Here is a 17,155-nt window from a genome sequence, read left to right on the forward strand (position 1 = left end):
GCCGCACCCGGGGAGCGAAGCGCTGACCAGCCGCCGCGTCCTCCCGCCAGTACCTCAGGACGGTCTCGTGGACGATCTCGAGCCGCTCGGCGGCAATGAGGCACGGGACCGGCTCCGGCCCGCCTGCGTCCGCCTCAAGGGCGACCACGACGGGCGGTTCCTCGCCGAGCTGACGAGTGACCCGCAGGAGTTCCTCGGGCGACGGGGCGCGAAGGGTCGGATCCTGAAAGTTCGACGGGCAGCTCACGAGGGCCGGACGGCGGTGGACCGGCCGCTCAGGTAGGCGGTGCGCACGGCGTCGGTCTTCGCGGCCGGGATGGCGGGGCGTCGGCCGCCCTTGTTGGGGTGTGACCCAGATACGCGTCAAAAGGCGATGAGCGGGTCGGCGTGACGTACGACCAGGCGGAGGCCCGGCGGGTCACCGAGAAGGCGATCCGCAAGGACGCTACGGCGAAGAACCGCCCGGCCGATCTGATCAACATCGCGCTGGAGAAGATGGTGGAGGCCGGGCTGGAACTGCCTGGGCCTCAAGACCGTCACGACGGACAGCAAGGGCAGCCTGAGGACGACGGCGAAGGCCACGGCGGACGGTCATCCGCCCCGTCGCCACCCCTGTCTGCCACCGCACCACGTCCTCACACTGGCCTCCGAGTGCCGCGCTCGTCGGCCGTCCAGGATCCGGGGCCCACGTGGCGGGGCGCTCCCGTCGCTCTCCCGACCGTAAGGGTCCGAACGGCTGGGGATCGCCCGTGTCGGCGCAGGTGTTCAGGATCAAGAAGTGTCTGGCCGCGGATGCATCACCCTCGGTTGGGTACCGGGGGGCAGGATCGTCCGGCACGCCGGTCGACACCCGCTCCGCCCCGCTCACGCCCATCGCGCGTGCAGCACGAGCCACACCGTCACGAGATCGTCCTTGGCAGTGAGACGCATCACGCAGAAGGACCGGGCCGCGTTCGGCGTTCGTGTGCGGGCTTCGCTCCGTCTCCGCCCCCCGCCCCCTCCTGCGCGGCGAGGAATGCGCGTTCAGAACCGGGACCCGAGATCCAAGCGCCGAGCCTTGAGATCCGAAAACGCGCAGACCAGAACCGTTGTCGGGCTGCCGCAGCCGCCCCTCCCCCCACCACGGGCATGCGTGCCGCGCGGCGCTCATCGAGCCACACGCACGCCAAATATCAAACAACCTTCCATTTTCTGGCGCTCCGTCAGCTCGTCAAGCATTGGTCTTGACCAATGTGTCATTCTGTGCAAACTATGGCCAAAGCCGCCACAAAATCTTCTCAATCACTCTGCGGGAGAACCTAGCCCCATGCGCATATCCGCAACCGCCGCAGCAGCCGTGCTCGGTGGAGCCCTCGTCCTCGGCCTCACGGCCGCCCCGGCCGCGCTGGCCGCACCCACCGATTCGGCCGCGTGCACCACCGATGCCTTCGGTATCGCCGGAAAGTACGGCGAGTTCGTCCTCGGCGACGACGTCCACTCCCCCGACGCGGAGGGTGCGGTGGCCGTCGGCGGCAACGCCGACTTCCGCGGCGGCTTCAGCGTCGCCAACGAACTGACGGCGGCGGAGGTCGACGCCCTGCCCGGCCGGACCTCTCTCGTCGTCCGTGGCGACCTGCTCAACGACTCGTCGGCCACCGTGGTGATGAAGGGCAACGCGATCGTCGGCGGCAAGGTCAGCGACACCCCCGTCAGCCTGCACTCCGGCGCGTTCAGCCAGAAGGCCGATCTGATCGACTTCGACGCCGAGTTCGCCAAGCTGCGGTCCTACTCCTCCGCGCTGGCCGACGAGCCGACGACGGCCGGCGCCACGGTGACGCCGAGCGGCGGCAAGCTCACCCTGGAGGGCACCGACACCACGCGTAACGTCTTCAACGTGACGGCCGCGCAGCTCGAACAGGCCAAGGACATCTACCTCAAGGTCCCGGCCGGCTCGACCACGATCGTCAACGTCAGCGGTGGAACGTACGACATGGCGAAGGCCGGCACCACCGGCTTCTTCCTCTCCGGCGGCCAGGACTTCGTCCTGGACGACAAGCTCCAGAGCGCCTCCGACGGCAAGGTGCGCTCCAAGCTGCTCTGGAACTTCCCCGAGGCCACCGCGATCACCAAGAGCAGCAAGGCTGCCTGGCCCGGCAGCGTGCTGGCCCCCAAGGCGCACCTGGAGCTGGGCACCGCCGCGCCGATCAACGGCTCGGTGTGGGTCGCCTCGCTGCACGGCTCGGGCGGCGCGGAGACGCACCACTTCCCGTTCACCGGCTGCCTGCCGGAGCCCGGCACGACCCCGCCGACCGAGCCGACGCCGAGCAGCACCCCGGAGAACACTCCGTCGCCGTCGACCACCCCGTCGACCCCCGAGACCACGCCTCCGACGAGCGCCACCCCGACCGGTGGGGCGTCCGAGCCCGCCGCGCCGGGCACCCCGGCCCCGTCGCAGAGCACGACGCCCGTCACCGGCGGTGGCGACCTGGCCTCGACCGGCAGCAGCGGCACGGTCCCGCTGGTCATCGGCACCGTCGTGGTGCTCGCCGCAGGCACCGGCCTGGTCGTGGCGGCCCGCCGCCGTTCCAAGCGGGCCTGACGCCCCGGGAGCCCCGTCCAGGGCGATGGCTCCGGGGCCGGCAGCCCAGGGTCTGTGGCCCGGGGCTGGCAGCCCGTCGGCGGTCCAGCTCCGCCGGGAACCCCGCTCGCGCACGAAATCCGTTCGGTGCGGGCGGGGTTTTCCCGGCGTAACACCCCCTGTGATCAGTGCCCGGACGCCCGTCACGGCGTCACCGAGGGGTCTTCCGGGTCTCGGGGCTCGGATCTCGGATGTCTCGGGCCCCTCGGGCCCCTCAGGCCCCTCAGGCCCCTCAGGCCCCTCAGGCCCCTCAGGCCCCTCGGGCCCCTCAGGTCCCTCAGGTCCCTCAGGTCCCTTGGGTCTCAGGTCTCCCAGGTCCCTCGGGTCTCGGGGCCCTCGTGCCCCGGACCCCTTGCGCCCCCGGCCCCACTTGCGTCACTTTCGCCAGAACAGGTGGTGCGTCACGCCGCTCGGGCTGGGCACGACATCGAGGTGGAACCGGTCGAGCAGTTCATCGGGTGACTCCCAGAGCCGTACTCCGGACCCGAGCTTCACCGGCGAGACCGCCACATGCATGGTGTCGACGAGGTCGGCGTCGAGGAACTGCCGGATGGTGGTGACACCGCCGCCGAGGCGAACGTCCTTGCCCTGCGCCGCCTCCCGAGCCTGTTCGAGGACCGTGGCCGGATCGCCTTCGACGAAGTGGAACGTGGTGTCGGAGAGCGTGAACGAGGGACGCTTGTGGTGCGTCATGACGAACACCGGCGTACGGAACGGAGGTTCGTCACCCCACCAGCCGCACCACTCATGGTCCTGCCAGGGCCCGCGCTGGGGCCCGAACTTGTTGCGGCCCATGATCTCGGCGCCGATGTTGCGCGCGTAGTCCCGCGTGAGGTGGTCGTCGAGGCCCCGGCTCCCTCCAGGGTCGGTACGCATCGGCCAGCTCGCCGTGGCACCGGCCCAGGCGAACAGTCGCTCCGGTTCGACGTGGCCGAACGGACGCTCCAGGCTCTGGTCCTCACCGGCACCGATCCCGTCAGTCGAGACGTTGAAGTTCTGGACTCTCAGCAGCTGAGCCACAGTTGTGTTCCTCCTGTTCACTGATGACGGTGATGAGACTCTCCGTGCCGGGAAAGCTCATCGCTGAATCCGAGCCCGATTCCGATCCCGATTCCGGGCTCGTTGCCCGAGCCCATGGGCTGACTCCATGGCCTCGGCCCATGGGCGGCGTTCGGGCCCGAGGTCCACGATCACGTTCATCCGGGTGGCCGCGTTGATCAGGGCGACCAGGCAGACCAGCGCACCGACTCGGTCGTCGTCGAAGTGCTTGCGCACCTCGGCCCAGGTCTCGTCGGACACACCGTGGTCGCCGAGCCGAGTGCCCTCCTCGGCGAGCGCCAGCGCGGCCCGCTCGACATCGGTGAACACGGTGCTGTGGCGCCAGACGGCGACCAGGTTGAGCCGGAGCGCGGTTTCACCGGCGGCGGCCTCCTTGGTGTGTATGTCGACGCAGAAGCCGCAACCGTTGATCTGGCCGACCCGCAACTCCACCACTTCCCGCAGGGACTTCGGCTGCGTCGACTCCTCCAGGGGCAACGAGGCGTTGTAGAACCGCTTGGCGAGGCCCGGCCGCCGACGCCGAGGACGTCCCGCCGGAGACCTGGCTGCGGTGGATGAGCATGGGCCTCGGCACCGTGCGTGCCGCCGAGTCCGCGGCCATCCGGAAGCGGCGCGAGACCCCGAAGCCCTCTCAGGAACCGAAGACAGCCTCCGAAACCGAAGCCCTCTCTGGACCCGATGCCGTCTCCGGCCCCGATGCCGTCTCCGGACTTCCTCCCCCACCCACCGTCTCCGGTCCGCCTCCGCTCCGTCCGCCGTACCAAGTCGGCAGTGTCACCGGGCACAAAGCTGCCGGACTCCGCACAAGCGACCGTACCCGGCGAGCGGCAGGATCCGGCCCATGGGAGATACCCGGGACGTAACCTGCCGTCCCTCTCAAAAGCGTGCCCTGTGGCTCCTGTTCGGGCTCGGGGCGATCGGCACGGTCCTCACCGCTCTGCACGCGGTGTACCAGGGTCCCGACCTGTGGCTCGGCGTCGGATTGCTCTCGACGCCGCTGGGCATCGGGACACTTCGCCTGGCCACTGCCAAGGTGGACGCCGACGCGCACGGCCTGCGCTTCGGAACGCTGCTGCGCCGCCGTCGCATACCGTGGCGCGACGTCGCCGCTCTGCACGTCCACCGGAAGTACGCGAACCACCACCGGATCCGGGAGGTCCGTCGCATCGGTGTGGTGCTGCGTGACGGACGCCGGTGGCTCCTGCCACTGCCGCACGCCTACTCGGCCGACGCCCCGGACTTCGACGCGACGCTGGACGCGCTTCTCGCGTTGCACCGCCGGTACGGGGCGACGGAGTCGGCCCGCGTGCCCGTCGTCTCCTACCGCACCGCGGGCGGCGGCTGGGCCGGGTCGCTGGCCCTGTGCCTGCTGTTGCTCGCGGGCGCGGGCGCGGCCGCGTGGGCCCTGCCGGGAACCTCGTCGGACGAGCGGGCGTGGAAGTCGGCCGTTCCCTGCACGGCGACGACGCCCGCCACGAAGCGCACCGAGTGCCTGACCACCATGTCGGCGGTGATCGAGCGGACCGACCCCGACGCGCCCAAGAAGCCCAGCTGGGTGTACTTCGACGACGCCCGGCCGCTCACACGACTCGCGGTCTCACGGGAGGCCGCCCAGGCGTTCCGGCCCGGTGACGAGGTCGAGCTGACCATCTGGCGCGGCGCGGTACGGACGGTCGCCGGAGAGCATCACATATGGCAGGAACACATGTCCGCCCCCGGGGACCTGGCTGTCGTCTCGGCAGCGTGCGTCCTCGCCGCCGGGTACGCCGGTGCACGGGTGCTGATGCACGTGCGCGGGCGGCGGCTGCCCGACGACGAAGTCCTCCCGTCCGCCCTTCCGTTCGGGCTCGCGCTCGTCGTCACCGCGCTGTGGCTGCTGCCGTTCTGCTACGTCCACGCAACGGACCTGCCCTCCTCTCCCCCGGCGATCGCCTGGGCGGTCGCGGGTTCCCTCACCACCCTTGGCCTCTTCGCCTGGGCCTGGCGTGCCTCCCGGCTCCGTACGCCCGAGGAGACCGCGTCTCCGGAGGCGTACGCGGCTCCCGCGGCCACGGGGCGCGAAGCTGCCACGGCTTCCGAGGCGCCCCGAGAGTCCGGGGAGGGCGAGGAAGAGGTCTTCCTGGCCGCCCGCTTCCTGGAACACACCGACTACAACCCGCATGGTTTCGGCACCCACATCGTCCTGGGCGGCGGCTCACCCGCGGTGACGCCCCATCCCGGCCCGGGCCGGTTCGCGGCGATACGGATACCGGTGGAGCGGCTCACCGTCGAGAACGTGCGGCGGGCCCGGGGCGCTGACGGCGACGTCATCCCCAGGAGCTGGCACGTCGCCGAACTCGACGACGCGGGCACGCCGGTCCGCCTCGCGGCCGCGTCGGACGATCTGGCCCGTATCGTCCACGAATTGCGCACCGTGAAGCGGGCCGGGGAGGTGTCCTCGGAGCGGATGGAGCTCCGGTCATGACCGACTGAAACCACGACCGCCCCCAAGGCCACGGCAGCCGGAGGGCCGCAACAAGGGGCGGTCGGCGTCGATGGTGCTCCCAGCGCGCCGACCAGGCCGGACAGCACGCCTGAATACCCACTTCCGACGGCCCGCACCCCGCTCAATTCGCGGCCTGATTTCAACTCGATTCCGCCGTATCCCGACGAAATTCCTCCTCGTGGCAACCGCAGACACATGCGAAAAGAAGCCACATCCGGCGCCTCGCGATTCACGCGTACCGGTACCTCCGCCGCTCTGCGACCAGCACCACATCTACTGCATACCCGCAGGTCAACGGCATTTCATAGACGGTCGGGATATGTGTGGCAGCGCGGCGGCGACAGAGGATCGGGGGCTTCCTGATTCCCTTCCAGGCCCGAGAGGCGGCCTATACGATCAAAACCGTTCTCTTTTTTACGGAGGTGGATATGAGCACGCCGAAGCAGGAACGGGCTGTACAGACCCGTGAGTCGATCCTGCGAGCGGCTGCGGAAGTGTTCGACGAGTTCGGCTTCGCCGGCGCGAGCATCAACCGGATCCTGACGCGCGCAGGAGTCACCTCGGGTGCCATGTACCACCACTTCGAGTCGAAAGAAGCGCTGGCCCGCACGCTGATGAACGCCCAGCCCGGGACCATCGTCCCGTGGATGGAGTCGACCGGCCTCCAGCGTCTGATCGACCTCACCCTGATCTGGTCGCACCAGCTCCGGGTGGACCCGGTCCTGCGCGCCGGTGTACGGCTGACCGGAGAGCAGGCGACCTTCGGCATACAGGACTCCAGCCCTTACCGGAGCTGGACGGAGATCATGGCCGACTGCCTCGCGGTGGCGGCCGAGAAGGGCGAACTCCGGCCCGGCGTCGAAGCGCACGCGGTCGCCGAGTTCGTCGTCGAGTCGTGTACGGGCATGCAGACGGTCGCCACAGTGGTCAGCGGACGCGAGGACCTCGCGGACCGGGTCGCGCGCATGTGGCACCTGCTGCTGCCGGGCATCGCCGTCCCCGCCGCCATCACGCAGACCCAGGTGAGCACGGACCGCCTGAAGCAGCTTCTCTCCCCGCAGAACTGAATCGGGCCGGTGGGCGCGCGGGCCGTCGCGCGCCCACCACCGCCCCGGCACGGCACTTCCCCCTCCGTCCGCCATCCACCGTCCCCACGGGAGCCGTCATGGTCACGAGAATCCGGCAGATCCGCCTGGCTGCCCTGAACATCGACGGTGTTCTGCTCAACGACACCTTCAGTCCGGTGATCCACGGCTTTCTCACCCGCAGGGGCGCCACCTACACGGCCGATGTCGAGCGCCGCATCTTCTCCCAGCCCCGGCACATCGCAGCACGCGAGATCGCGGCGGTTCTCGGTCTGGATCCCGGTCCTGACGCCGGTTCCGGTGCTGGCCCCGGTGCCGGCCCCGGTTCCGCCCTGGGACCCGGCTCCAGCCCCGACGACGTCCTGGCCGCGTACTTCGAGGAGCGTGCCGCGTTCCTGGTCGCACACCCTGTCCGGATCCTGCCGGGTGCCATCGAAATGGTGCACCGGGCAAGGGTCTTGGGGATGAAGACGGTGTGCTACGGCGGACTGGAGAAGGAGCACTTCGACAGGTTCCTCGGCGAGTTCGCCGACCTGTTCGACGACCCCGGCTACATCTGCACCAATGCCTTCCGCCCGGGCATCCACGAGATCGCCACCGAGTTCTTCGGCCTCAGGCACGATCAGGTGCTCGTCGTCGACGACGTGGCCCGGGTCGCCGAGACCGCGAAGTCGCTGGACATGCCGTTCATCGGTCACCCCAGCTCCTTCGAGCACAGCTTCCAGCGGCAGCTGATGCGGGAGGCCGGCACGCGCCACATCGTCGACTCGCTCGACGCCATCGACGAGGCGCTGTTGAGGTCGCTGGACGAAGAGGCCGCCTCCGGCACGGTCTGGCGCGGCTGACCACGTCTCCTTCCCGGGCTCCGCCCGCCCCCGACGAGCGAGCCTCACCGGAACCTCCAGTCCTGCTGTGCCCTCGGACAAGCAACTCTGAAGGAATTATTGCGAAGTTCTTGCTTCATATCTACGGTGAGGGCATGTCACCGAAGCACAAGCCTGAGCAGATCACCGAACTGTCGCGGTTGAGGGCGTTCATGAACCCCCTGCGGATGCAGCTCTACCGGGTGCTGTACGCCGCGAGCACCGCGACCGCCTCCCAGCTCGCCGAGCATGTCGACCAGACTCCGTCGCTGGTCAGCTATCACCTGCGCAAGCTGGCCGAACACGGCTTCGTGACCGAGGCCGCAGGCGAAGGGTCCGACGGTCGTGAGCGGTGGTGGCGGGTGACGTCCGAGGAAGGCTGGGGCTACCGCGACTCGGACTTCCTGGACACGCCCGAGGGCGCCGCCGCCGTCGGTGCGGTGACTCGCGGCATCGTCGACACCCGCGTCGCCCAGTACCGCGCGTATCTGGACCAGAAGTCCGCCTGGGGCAAGGAGTGGACCGACGCGGCCTTCAACTCCGAGTGGCTGCTCAGGCTGACTCCGGCCGAACTCACCGAGATGGGCGAGGAGTTCGATGCTCTGGCACGACGCTGGCGCGAGCGCGGCAAGGCCGCCGGGGCGGACGGCGACGACCAGGGCCGCGAGCACGTGTCCGTACACCTCTACGGCTTCCCGTTCCGGCCCTGACGAATCCGCGTCCCCGACCCACTGGAGCCCACCATGACCGCCCCTGGGACAGCCGTGCCCGAACACGTCAGCACTCCGGCCTACCGCGACTGGAACGTGCTGCGCTGGCTCACCGCGTACACCTTCTCCCTCATCGGCGACAGCGTGTACTTCGTCGCCCTCGGCTGGTCCGCCCAGAAGACCGCCGGGCCCGCCGAAGTCGGTCTCGTCATGACCGCCGGGGCGCTGCCACGGGCTCTGCTCATGCTCGCCGGGGGCGTGGTGGCCGACCGCTTCGACCCCCGCCGGGTCATTCTCGGCAGCGACGCGCTGCGCTGTCTCCTCACCCTGGCGGTGGCCGCCGGCATCGCGCTGACCGCGCCGGCCCTGTGGGTCCTGGTCGCGGTGGCGCTCGTCTTCGGCGCCGTCGACGCGCTGTTCGTACCCGCGATCGGGGCCCTTCCGCCGCGGATCACCGACCCCGACCAACTGGCCCGTGTCACCGGCATGCGCTCGCTGTCGTTGCGCCTCAGCCAGATCGCGGGTCCGCCGATCGGCGGTCTGGCCATGGGGCTCGGAGGTGCGGCGGCCGCGTTCACCGTCGCCGGGCTCCTCTTCGCCCTGTCCCTGCCGCTCCTGTTGACGATACGTATACGGCCGCTTCGCGACGCACCCGGCCCGGAACAGCCGGAACCGACCACCGCGCGCGATACCAATGCGTCCGAACCCACCACCGCACGCGTTGCGGCCCGGCCGGAAGCCACCACCGCACTCGAGGACCTGCTCGACGGCCTGCGCTACATTCGCCGCCACCGCCTCATCGGCCCGCTCGTCGCGGCCGGCGCCATCTACGAACTCGGCCTCACCGGCACACTCAACGTCGGCCTGCTCCTCCTCAACGCCGAGCGTGGCTGGGGTCCTTCCGGCTACGGCTGGATCGTCAGCGGATTCGGTGCGGGGGCGGCGGCCAGCGCCGCGCTGTTCGCCATCGTCGGCTGGCTGCCTCGGGCGGGTCTCATGCTCGCCGGAACACTGTTCGTCGGCTGCGTGGGATCGGCCGGCATCGCGCTCGTGCCCACCCTGTGGGTCGCGGTGGCGCTGGCCGTGCTGAGCGGGTTGAACGCGGGTGTCTTCGGGAGTCTGGGCAGCACCCTCATGCAGACCGCTGCAGACCCGGTCTACCTCGGCCGGGTCACCTCCGTCTTCATGCTCACCATGGTCGGGCTCGCGCCTCTCAGCTATCCGGTGGTCGGCGCCGCCATCGGCACCTGGGGCCCCGGCCCGGTGTTCGTCGGCTGCGGCGCCTTCGCCTGCCTGGGCGTGGCCGTCGCCCTGTCCTCCGCCGCGGTACGGCATGCCGAACTGCCGCGACGGCAGCCCGGCGCGAAGGTCTCGTCGTAGGAAGCCATGACTCCTTGCCGTCCATCACCCGAGGGAGCCAGGCACGGATGCTCGCCGGGTCCGGTCCCGCCCGGCGATGGCCTCGGCTACCTCTTGGACGGCGCCACGAAGAAGTTCGCCGTAGGGGTCCTGGGGAAGACCGGGGGCGTACGTTCTGGCCGCGTCGATGTGCGCGGCGGCGGCTTCGAAGGAGCCGAGCCGACGGTAGTCGTCGGCATCCGGCGCAGAGCGGGCAGATACCTCGGGTCGTCCCGGTCGATCCGGAACAGCCGTCCAGGTCTCGCGCATCCCGACCAGGTCGATGGCATCACCCGTCACGTTCTGGAGCGGGCTGAGCATGTCTCGCAGAGCGTCGGGGCGCTCCTTCAACGGTCGCCGCAGGAGATCGAGCATGGCGGACGCCGTGTCATGAACGATGATCTTCATGGCACGGAAACGCAGGGCCTCCGGTTGCGTCAGGAGCAAGCCGTCAAGGCCGAACGACCAGGACCGGTCCCGCCGGGGTCGGCCCACGGGGAACAACCCGCTGGGCCGCGACCCGGTGGAACCAAGGCGTCGATCAGGCCCATGCCGCCGATTCCGGCTCGATGCCGTGGGTCCGGGCGTTCGCGGAGATCACATCGCGCAGCCAACCCGCCAGCCCGGGCGCCAACCCGTCGTAGTAGGCGGCGAATCCGGCTTCCTCGACGCACATCCGCCCCAGGCACCCTGCATGAAGTGCTTGCAGTCGAAGTACGTCGAGATCAGCGCACGGTGCCGTTCCGCGAGGGTGTTCCACTCGTCGGATCCGGGTACGACACCACTGCGCCTCGCTGCGGCGAGGCCGGCGTTCAGGGCGTCGGTGGCTCCCCCTTCTTCACCGAACCCCACACGCCCCGGCCTCCGCCGAACGTCAACCGGCCCGGCCCGCGCCGAGCCTCACACGTCCCGGCGTCCCGGCAGGTACTGGTCGAGGACGATCGCGAGGAACTTCGTGTGGTCCGGGAGACCTGACTCCCCGACGAGCCCGTTGATGATGCCGCGCTGTGCCTTGGTCGGCTTGTACTGCAGCTGAACGGGGCCGAGGCCACGCAGATCCGCGTCGTCGGGCTTCACCGCGAACAGCTTCGACTGGAACTTGGGCGCCCGGCGCGCGTCCTCGACCACCTGCGCGACGCCCTTCTCCACGGCCGCCTCGACGGCGAGGAGAACGATCTGTGTGTGGGTGAGGTCGGTCTGCTTGCGGTGCTTGCGGAACCGGTTCGCAACATTCGTGGAGACGTAGAAGCCGACCGGCTTGGCCGTGTCCGCGTCGTCGACCTCGGCGGGCTCCTCGACAACCTCTCGCGAGGGCTGCGGAATCACCGACACCGGACGCGCCGGCTCCACGATCGGTGTGGGCTGGACAGGGGCGACGGTCGGCTGCACCGCCGGTGCGCTCGCCCAGCCCGCCAGCGCGCTGGAGGGCGCCCCTCCCCCGCTGAACAGATTGCCGACGCCTTCGTCGGACATGTTCTGCTCATCGTCCTCGTCCACGCGCTTCTTGCCCTTCGGCGGTGTCATGCCGCAGTTTCCTTCCTCAGCTCAAGAGCCCGAGCGAACATTTCTTCGGTGAAGCCTTCATAGTCGGCGGCCAGGCCCGCGACGGTCTCCGGAATGCTCCGGTCGCCGCCCGCCCGCCGTTCGGCCAGCTCCGACACGAGCATGCCGCGCTTGCGCACGAGCCGTGCCACCGACTCGGTGTGACCGATGAGGTGCTTGAACATATGGGCTTCCTGCCCGAGCACCTTCTGGACCTGCCGCCGTACGTCGGCGTGGATCCCTGTGTACGTGCGTCCCGTGTCGAACAGCAGCACGCCGAGCAGCGCGATGTGCGGGTTGATCTGACTGACGAACTTGACGTACGAGAATTCGAGGCCGATCTGGGCAAGCCCGTCCTCGGCACCGCCGTCGCTCTTGACCGGGATGACGAGCCATCGCGCGGCCGACAGGGCGAGCCGCTGCAGGGAGGGGTTCTCGGGAGGCGTGTCGAGAACGATGATCTGGTACCTGTGTGCGATGGGCAGCAGGCACATCAGCAGCCGCAGATACGCGTGCGGGCCCTCTTTGGCGAGAAGCGTGTGGAAGAAGATGCCGAACTCGTCGCCGAGCGCCGGTCCGCCCATGACCACGTCAAGGTTCTCGCGCACGTTCTCACGCGGGTTCAGCGGCGTACCCGTCCGAAGGGATTCGAGCAGCCCCGCTCCCCCGTCGTTCCACTCGGCCTTCTTGTAGCCGAGTTCACGCGCGATGTTGCCCTGGGCGTTGCAGTCGATGATGAGCGTCCGCAGTCCGCTGCGCGCGGCCTTGCCGGCGGCGTTGGCGGAGACGGAGGACTTGCCGACGCCGCCCTTGCCGTTGCCGAACATGAAGATGTGCGACAGCGAGCCCCAGGGGATCGCCGGCAGCTGGGCGCGGAGGTCAGGTGCTGCGAAGGGACTGGACATGGGTCCTCTCACTCTGGATTCAGGCCCGGAAAGAGGGCGCTGTATGCCCGATTTGAACTGTTATGCATGGTCAAAACTTCGCTCAGAACGATTCTGCGCTCCGAACCGCTCCATCACGGTGCGAGGTAGGGCCCGAGGGCAGGGATCCGTCCGCGAAAAGCCCCCTGGCGACCCGTCCCGCCAGGTCAGCGGCCCTTTGAGAGTTGTATCCCACATAAGCCGCACCGCATTTCCTCAGGTTGATCCATCTGCCTCTCAACCCATCCGACACACTGCGTTCCTGGGGATGGAGCGATGGGTGATGACCACTCCTGGTACAACCACAAGAACAGTCACCTCCAACCCAGTTGTGGAACAAAGCACAGCACACGCTATCAGGAAACCCTCAGGTTCCATCGATCAACACGCCGGTTGACTCACTACACGTCAGGGATTCGGGCGGACCGGACGATCGACTAGGCATCGAGCAGCCCCTCTTGCTTCCTCCTGGACCACCAAGCCCGCGTCTCACCAAGCCCTCAGGCACATCGCCCTCCGGGTCGGCGCGCTCCCCCGCGGGTCCATGCCCTCACCCCTTGACCGGCCAACCCGTCGGCAATCCCATCGACACACCTGGCAACTCATCACCCACCGGGCCGACCAGCAACTTTGCGAGCGGGACGGTTCACCGATTCGCCGCCCCGCCTCCCATCACACCCAGCATCGTACCGACCGAGCAACCCGTCACCCGACCTGCTGGGCCACCTCCCCTTGCACTGCCCGTCGGACTGCTTGACGAACCCACACCTCACTCGGCATGCCCCCTGACACCCATGCCCGGCATCGAACCCATGCACTTGCTCGGCAGCGCGTCATCACATCGATTCACCATCGGATTCTCAAAGCAGCGCGAGAGCCGACCGGCACTCAAGCCCGTCTGCTTACGGGGTGAGGCACCCACCCCGAAACCCGCGAACTGGCAAGCTGACGGGCTCACGCGCCGACACATGGGCTCATGCATGATCTGGCCGATCGGCCCGCACTTCGGGTAACCGACACTCGAACATGCGGATCGGCTCGAATCCTGGCACGGCTGCCCGCTGGCGCGGTCATCAGCACGTACGTACCCGCCGATGCCTTTCATCAGGCTCACCGTCACGCGCACCACCCTGCATGGCACTCCGTGGGTGACCTCGCACATGGGTGAACCATGCTGGCTGCCGAGCAGCCAGCAGGCCCGGGGGCCTGCACTTCCATCGACAACGTGGCACATAAGCAGGCACGCACTGCCACCTGTCGTCAGGCTCGCAAACCGACTCGCAAACCAGCTCAGCACCTCACGATCACCCCGACCTCGACAAAGGCGCGTGGAAAAACCTGTATCGCCGCGAGAGTCAAGGTCCCTCATCACACGAGAGGATCCGCCGACACCCACATGAACTTCCGAGCAAGCTGAAGCACCGTTGGCACCGCTTGTGATCAAGCGTGCCTCCAGGTGTGCGTACAAGCTTGCGTCCATGTTTGCGCCGATGTTTGTTTCCGCAGGTCAGAGCCTGTTTTCATACCGAACAAGGTGCCACCATTCTACGTGCTCGAACCGGATCTACGCATCACCTTCAGAGGAAGTCAGAGTGCCCCCTGGCGATGTGCTCACCAAGTTCAATCGATCCCAAGCACCCTTCTTGTTCGCCATCACGCCTTCCTAGCACCGTCAGTGAATCACTTACGTGGACGGAGGTACCAAAAGGCTTCACCACCCATCAGGTGTCACTCATCTCCTCCCGGTTAACCTGTTGTCCGCTCGATCACCAGGAGCTGTGCAAAGCCTGGCCAGCAGACCGGCTCTTCCCTCGATCCACGCACGGTCGGCGATCAACGCAGCAGAGAAGCAATCGGCTCTGCCGAGCCCCGGTACCTTCACGATGCTTCAGCTCCACAGTGTGCCCTCCTGATACGAACTGGATGAAGCACGCACGAGGAACTTCGTGGGCACGGCCCGAGAGCATGGTGTGCGACCACTGAACACTTCGAGATCCGGACCAGCGTGATCGACACTCATGAGAGAGCCAAGCATCAGACCAGCCTTCAGGAGCCCGGATCGGTGGGGCTTCTTTCTCCTTCTCCCATCATGTGATCCGCTGACTCGCGACCCCGCTGAACCGCACCAAACGACCCGCTGATGGGCCGAGAGAGACTCGTAAGAAAGAAGGGGACACCGTCGGATGCAGATCCCCTCCTGTTCAGGCGTGGCTTGGATCGACCACCCATGAGCACTTGAGCCACCCATCCCTCCGCCCCATGGACCGGAAGCCCGCCCGGCATCGGCCGGTTTCTCGATCGACGTCTCCCAGCAGAACCAGAGCGCACCGGATACGCGGGCCATCAGTCACCCCACCACTCCCGCACCGACCGGAAGCTAGGCGACCGGGAGGCCATTCGTACTCACGGTCTTCTCGTCGTGGGCAATGCTTCGTGTCTCATGAGGACACGAAGAACCATGCTCCACTCCCACAGTCACTCCTCGCCGCCCACCGATCGATGCCGCCCCGAAGCCCCAGCTCATACCGTCGGACTTCTCCGCACAAGATCGATTCCATCGATGTCCTCCAGCAACCACACCGACAGGGATCTCCGCACGCGGGTCACCGAGCGTGCTCGACAACGCCGCGTGATCGCACTGCCTGAGCACTCATCTCGCCGAAGGGCCTCCGCCGCGGCAAGGAAGACGTTGGCGACAGCGGTGCGTCCGGCCGGTCGCACCTTCGAAGAAGTGACTGAGCCGCGCCCGGCCCTGATCGGCGGGCAGAGCAGGGCTTGCCCGCCGGGGCGCCGGCTCCTGATGCGGGGCCGAGGCATCGCCCCGGTGGCGTACCACCAGTACTGCCCGGTCTCGGTTCCATCGCCGTACTTCTTGACCACATCGGTCGATCCGCCTGGCGGCTAGCCTCTCGGGAAGCACCGCTCCAGCCGCGGGGGAGTGAGACAGGACAGCGCTCCGGCAACAGGTCCGGTCGTCGGCGCTCGGGGGCGGTTCAGGGGGTGAAACGCGTCCGGTCCCGGACCGGAACACCCTCGTGACGGACGGAGCGCAGAGGGCTGGGCGCCGCCTGAACGGCCGCGAATACGGGTTCCGGGCAAGAAGTCCGCAGCTGGGCGTCGCGCTCTCAAGCCCTCTCAGAGAAGTCATTCATATTTCAACTATTAGACCTGGAGGGGCGCCGTCGCCGGAGCGGATCGGCGGGGGAGGGGACCCGGACGCGCACACGGCGCCGGATCGCCGGGCGGGACCCGTATCGGTGCCCCTCGGGGCGGCCGTGGACCGCGAGCCAGGTCGGCCGGTGCAGGCGAGCGCCTCGATCACGTACGGGCCGCCAGGCCCTCGCTTCAGGGTTCCAGCGGAGCCGGACCGGCCGCAGGGTCGACGGGCGGGGCAGCGACCGCCGTTGCCGGCCGATCGACCGTGACGCAGCCTCACATCTCACTTTGAGACAAGGTCTGGCCAAAAACGAACGCCCATGTATAGCCTGTGTCCCACATCACTGAAATATCAGTGATGTTCCAAGGTTCGCGCGGCAGTGCATGGCGTGGACTCGGGCTGCTCCTCGTACTCCGAAGTCATCCTCCCCAGAGGTCGCACATGAAGAAGTCACTGAGAATCAGCGGCATAGTGGTCACGGCCACTTCCCTCGTCGCACTCACAGCCTGTTCCGGTGGGACCGGGGCGGACTCCGCACATCGGGCGAAACCGTTCGGGGACTGCGAGGTCACCAAGGACCCCCGGATTCATGAGATGAAGACGAAGAAGGCGGGCGAACTGACCGTCGCGGCCTCGCTGCCCTTCCCCGCGGGATACCGGGGCAACACGTTGGAGACCATCGACGGCGGCTACATGTACTGCCTCGACGCGGAGATCGCCAACCGGGCGGGGCTCAAGAAGATCACTCTGGTCAACGCCTCCTTCGAGGCGCTGGTGACGGCCAAGTCGTCCAACTTCGACTTCGCGGTGTGGGACATCCTCGTCACTCCGGAACGGCGCAAGGCCGTCGACTTCGCCACCCCGTACAACACGTACGAGACCGGAGTCCTCACCAAGACCGGTTCCGGTCTCTCGCGGTCGGACATCAAGAACTCGACCGTCGGCGTTCTGGCCGGATCGCTCCAGCTGAAGTTCGCCGACGACACCCTGAAGCCCAAGCGGGTCCGGGTGTTCAGCTCCAACGACGACCTCTTCAACGCCGTGCTCTCCGGCCAGATCGACGCCGCGCTGAACGACACGGCGACCGTCATGCCCCGTGCCGCCAAGTCGGACGGAAAGCTCGAGGTCGTCGGGAGGTACCCGGTCGGCGGCGATGTCGCCCCACTGCTCCCCAAGGGATCGCCGAACGTCGAGGTGATGAACCAGATCCTCGCCGACATGGAGAAGGACGGCACCCTGAAGTCGATCATGGACAAGTGGCTCAATCCGATCCTCGGCGGCGACCCGCACGCACTTCCTGACTGGAGTGCCTGACC

14 protein-coding genes and 1 pseudogene are annotated in these 17,155 nt (G+C 68.1%); 8 read left to right on the forward strand and 7 right to left on the reverse strand.

The window, feature by feature from the left end; translation table 11 throughout:
- Positions 1–67: 67 nt before the first annotated feature.
- Positions 68–283 (forward strand): hypothetical protein, encoded by a 216-nt coding sequence (locus AB0E67_RS12185; protein ID WP_362024503.1) that lies wholly within the window; start codon positions 68–70, stop codon positions 281–283.
- 1,023 nt (positions 284–1,306) lie between these two features.
- Complete coding sequence (locus AB0E67_RS12190; RefSeq protein ID WP_362024506.1) at positions 1,307–2,578, forward strand: choice-of-anchor A family protein; 1,272 nt, start codon at positions 1,307–1,309, stop codon at positions 2,576–2,578.
- A 414-nt stretch (positions 2,579–2,992) separates the two neighbouring features.
- Here AB0E67_RS12190 and AB0E67_RS12195 read toward each other — a convergent pair whose 3' ends face one another.
- The gene (locus tag AB0E67_RS12195; RefSeq protein ID WP_362024508.1) at positions 2,993–3,637 is read right to left on the reverse strand and encodes a dihydrofolate reductase family protein; all 645 of its coding nucleotides are present in this window, start codon (positions 3,635–3,637) and stop codon (positions 2,993–2,995) included.
- Between the two features lie 57 nt (positions 3,638–3,694).
- Entirely contained in the window at positions 3,695–4,153 is a 459-nt protein-coding gene (locus AB0E67_RS12200; protein WP_362024511.1) for a carboxymuconolactone decarboxylase family protein, read from the reverse strand.
- A gap of 364 nt (positions 4,154–4,517) precedes the next feature.
- On the opposite strand from AB0E67_RS12200, the gene AB0E67_RS12205 reads away from it, so the two are divergent.
- The 5 genes from AB0E67_RS12205 (at position 4,518) to AB0E67_RS12225 (ending at position 10,199) form a co-directional block, all read left to right on the forward strand.
- A complete protein-coding gene (locus AB0E67_RS12205; protein ID WP_362024514.1) occupies positions 4,518–6,140 on the forward strand; it encodes a PH domain-containing protein in 1,623 nt (540 codons plus the stop codon).
- A gap of 449 nt (positions 6,141–6,589) precedes the next feature.
- On the forward strand, positions 6,590–7,228 hold the full coding sequence (locus tag AB0E67_RS12210) for a ScbR family autoregulator-binding transcription factor (RefSeq protein WP_362024516.1): 639 nt from the start codon (positions 6,590–6,592) through the stop codon (positions 7,226–7,228).
- A gap of 98 nt (positions 7,229–7,326) precedes the next feature.
- On the forward strand, positions 7,327–8,091 hold the full coding sequence (locus AB0E67_RS12215; RefSeq protein WP_362024518.1) for an HAD family phosphatase: 765 nt from the start codon (positions 7,327–7,329) through the stop codon (positions 8,089–8,091).
- Positions 8,092–8,225: 134 nt separating this feature from the next.
- Positions 8,226–8,819 carry a helix-turn-helix domain-containing protein gene (locus AB0E67_RS12220; RefSeq protein WP_362024520.1) on the forward strand — a complete coding sequence of 198 codons (594 nt, stop codon included), beginning with the start codon at positions 8,226–8,228 and terminating at the stop codon, positions 8,817–8,819.
- 33 nt (positions 8,820–8,852) lie between these two features.
- Positions 8,853–10,199, forward strand: a complete 1,347-nt coding sequence (locus AB0E67_RS12225) for an MFS transporter (protein ID WP_362024523.1) — start codon at positions 8,853–8,855, stop codon at positions 10,197–10,199.
- A 24-nt stretch (positions 10,200–10,223) separates the two neighbouring features.
- On the opposite strand, the gene AB0E67_RS12230 is transcribed toward AB0E67_RS12225, so the two are convergent.
- The 5 genes and pseudogenes from AB0E67_RS12230 to AB0E67_RS12250 all read right to left on the reverse strand — a co-directional run bounded on the left by AB0E67_RS12230 (position 10,224) and on the right by AB0E67_RS12250 (position 12,664).
- Entirely contained in the window at positions 10,224–10,625 is a 402-nt protein-coding gene (locus AB0E67_RS12230) for a hypothetical protein (RefSeq protein WP_362024526.1), read from the reverse strand.
- Positions 10,626–10,758: 133 nt separating this feature from the next.
- Entirely contained in the window at positions 10,759–10,893 is a 135-nt protein-coding gene (locus AB0E67_RS12235; protein ID WP_362024528.1) for a hypothetical protein, read from the reverse strand.
- Between the two features lie 80 nt (positions 10,894–10,973).
- Positions 10,974–11,069: pseudogene (locus tag AB0E67_RS12240) on the reverse strand (hypothetical protein); the annotation flags it as partial.
- 48 nt (positions 11,070–11,117) lie between these two features.
- Positions 11,118–11,741 carry a hypothetical protein gene (locus AB0E67_RS12245; RefSeq protein ID WP_362024530.1) on the reverse strand — a complete coding sequence of 208 codons (624 nt, stop codon included), beginning with the start codon at positions 11,739–11,741 and terminating at the stop codon, positions 11,118–11,120.
- Entirely contained in the window at positions 11,738–12,664 is a 927-nt protein-coding gene (locus AB0E67_RS12250; RefSeq protein WP_362024533.1) for a ParA family protein, read from the reverse strand. The genes AB0E67_RS12245 and AB0E67_RS12250 overlap by 4 nt, the downstream gene beginning before the upstream one ends.
- A 3,769-nt stretch (positions 12,665–16,433) precedes the next feature.
- Here AB0E67_RS12250 and AB0E67_RS12255 point away from each other — a divergent pair.
- Positions 16,434–17,153 (forward strand): ABC transporter substrate-binding protein, encoded by a 720-nt coding sequence (locus tag AB0E67_RS12255; RefSeq protein ID WP_362024536.1) that lies wholly within the window; start codon positions 16,434–16,436, stop codon positions 17,151–17,153.
- Positions 17,154–17,155: the final 2 nt, after the last annotated feature.

It is taken from the genome of Streptomyces sp. NPDC032161, assembly GCF_040636995.1.
Lineage (GTDB): Bacteria > Actinomycetota > Actinomycetes > Streptomycetales > Streptomycetaceae > Streptomyces.

Coding starts and splice junctions, on each gene's coding strand:
- AB0E67_RS12190 (WP_362024506.1), top strand. CDS start 1,307: ATGCGCATATCCGCAACCGCCGCAGCAGCCGTGCTCGGTGGAGCCCTC.
- AB0E67_RS12245 (WP_362024530.1), bottom strand. CDS start 11,741: ATGACACCGCCGAAGGGCAAGAAGCGCGTGGACGAGGACGATGAGCAG.
- AB0E67_RS12230 (WP_362024526.1), bottom strand. CDS start 10,625: ATGAAGATCATCGTTCATGACACGGCGTCCGCCATGCTCGATCTCCTG.
- AB0E67_RS12210 (WP_362024516.1), top strand. CDS start 6,590: ATGAGCACGCCGAAGCAGGAACGGGCTGTACAGACCCGTGAGTCGATC.
- AB0E67_RS12250 (WP_362024533.1), bottom strand. CDS start 12,664: ATGTCCAGTCCCTTCGCAGCACCTGACCTCCGCGCCCAGCTGCCGGCG.
- AB0E67_RS12255 (WP_362024536.1), top strand. CDS start 16,434: ATGAAGACGAAGAAGGCGGGCGAACTGACCGTCGCGGCCTCGCTGCCC.
- AB0E67_RS12220 (WP_362024520.1), top strand. CDS start 8,226: ATGTCACCGAAGCACAAGCCTGAGCAGATCACCGAACTGTCGCGGTTG.
- AB0E67_RS12235 (WP_362024528.1), bottom strand. CDS start 10,893: ATGTGCGTCGAGGAAGCCGGATTCGCCGCCTACTACGACGGGTTGGCG.
- AB0E67_RS12215 (WP_362024518.1), top strand. CDS start 7,327: ATGGTCACGAGAATCCGGCAGATCCGCCTGGCTGCCCTGAACATCGAC.
- AB0E67_RS12225 (WP_362024523.1), top strand. CDS start 8,853: ATGACCGCCCCTGGGACAGCCGTGCCCGAACACGTCAGCACTCCGGCC.
- AB0E67_RS12205 (WP_362024514.1), top strand. CDS start 4,518: ATGGGAGATACCCGGGACGTAACCTGCCGTCCCTCTCAAAAGCGTGCC.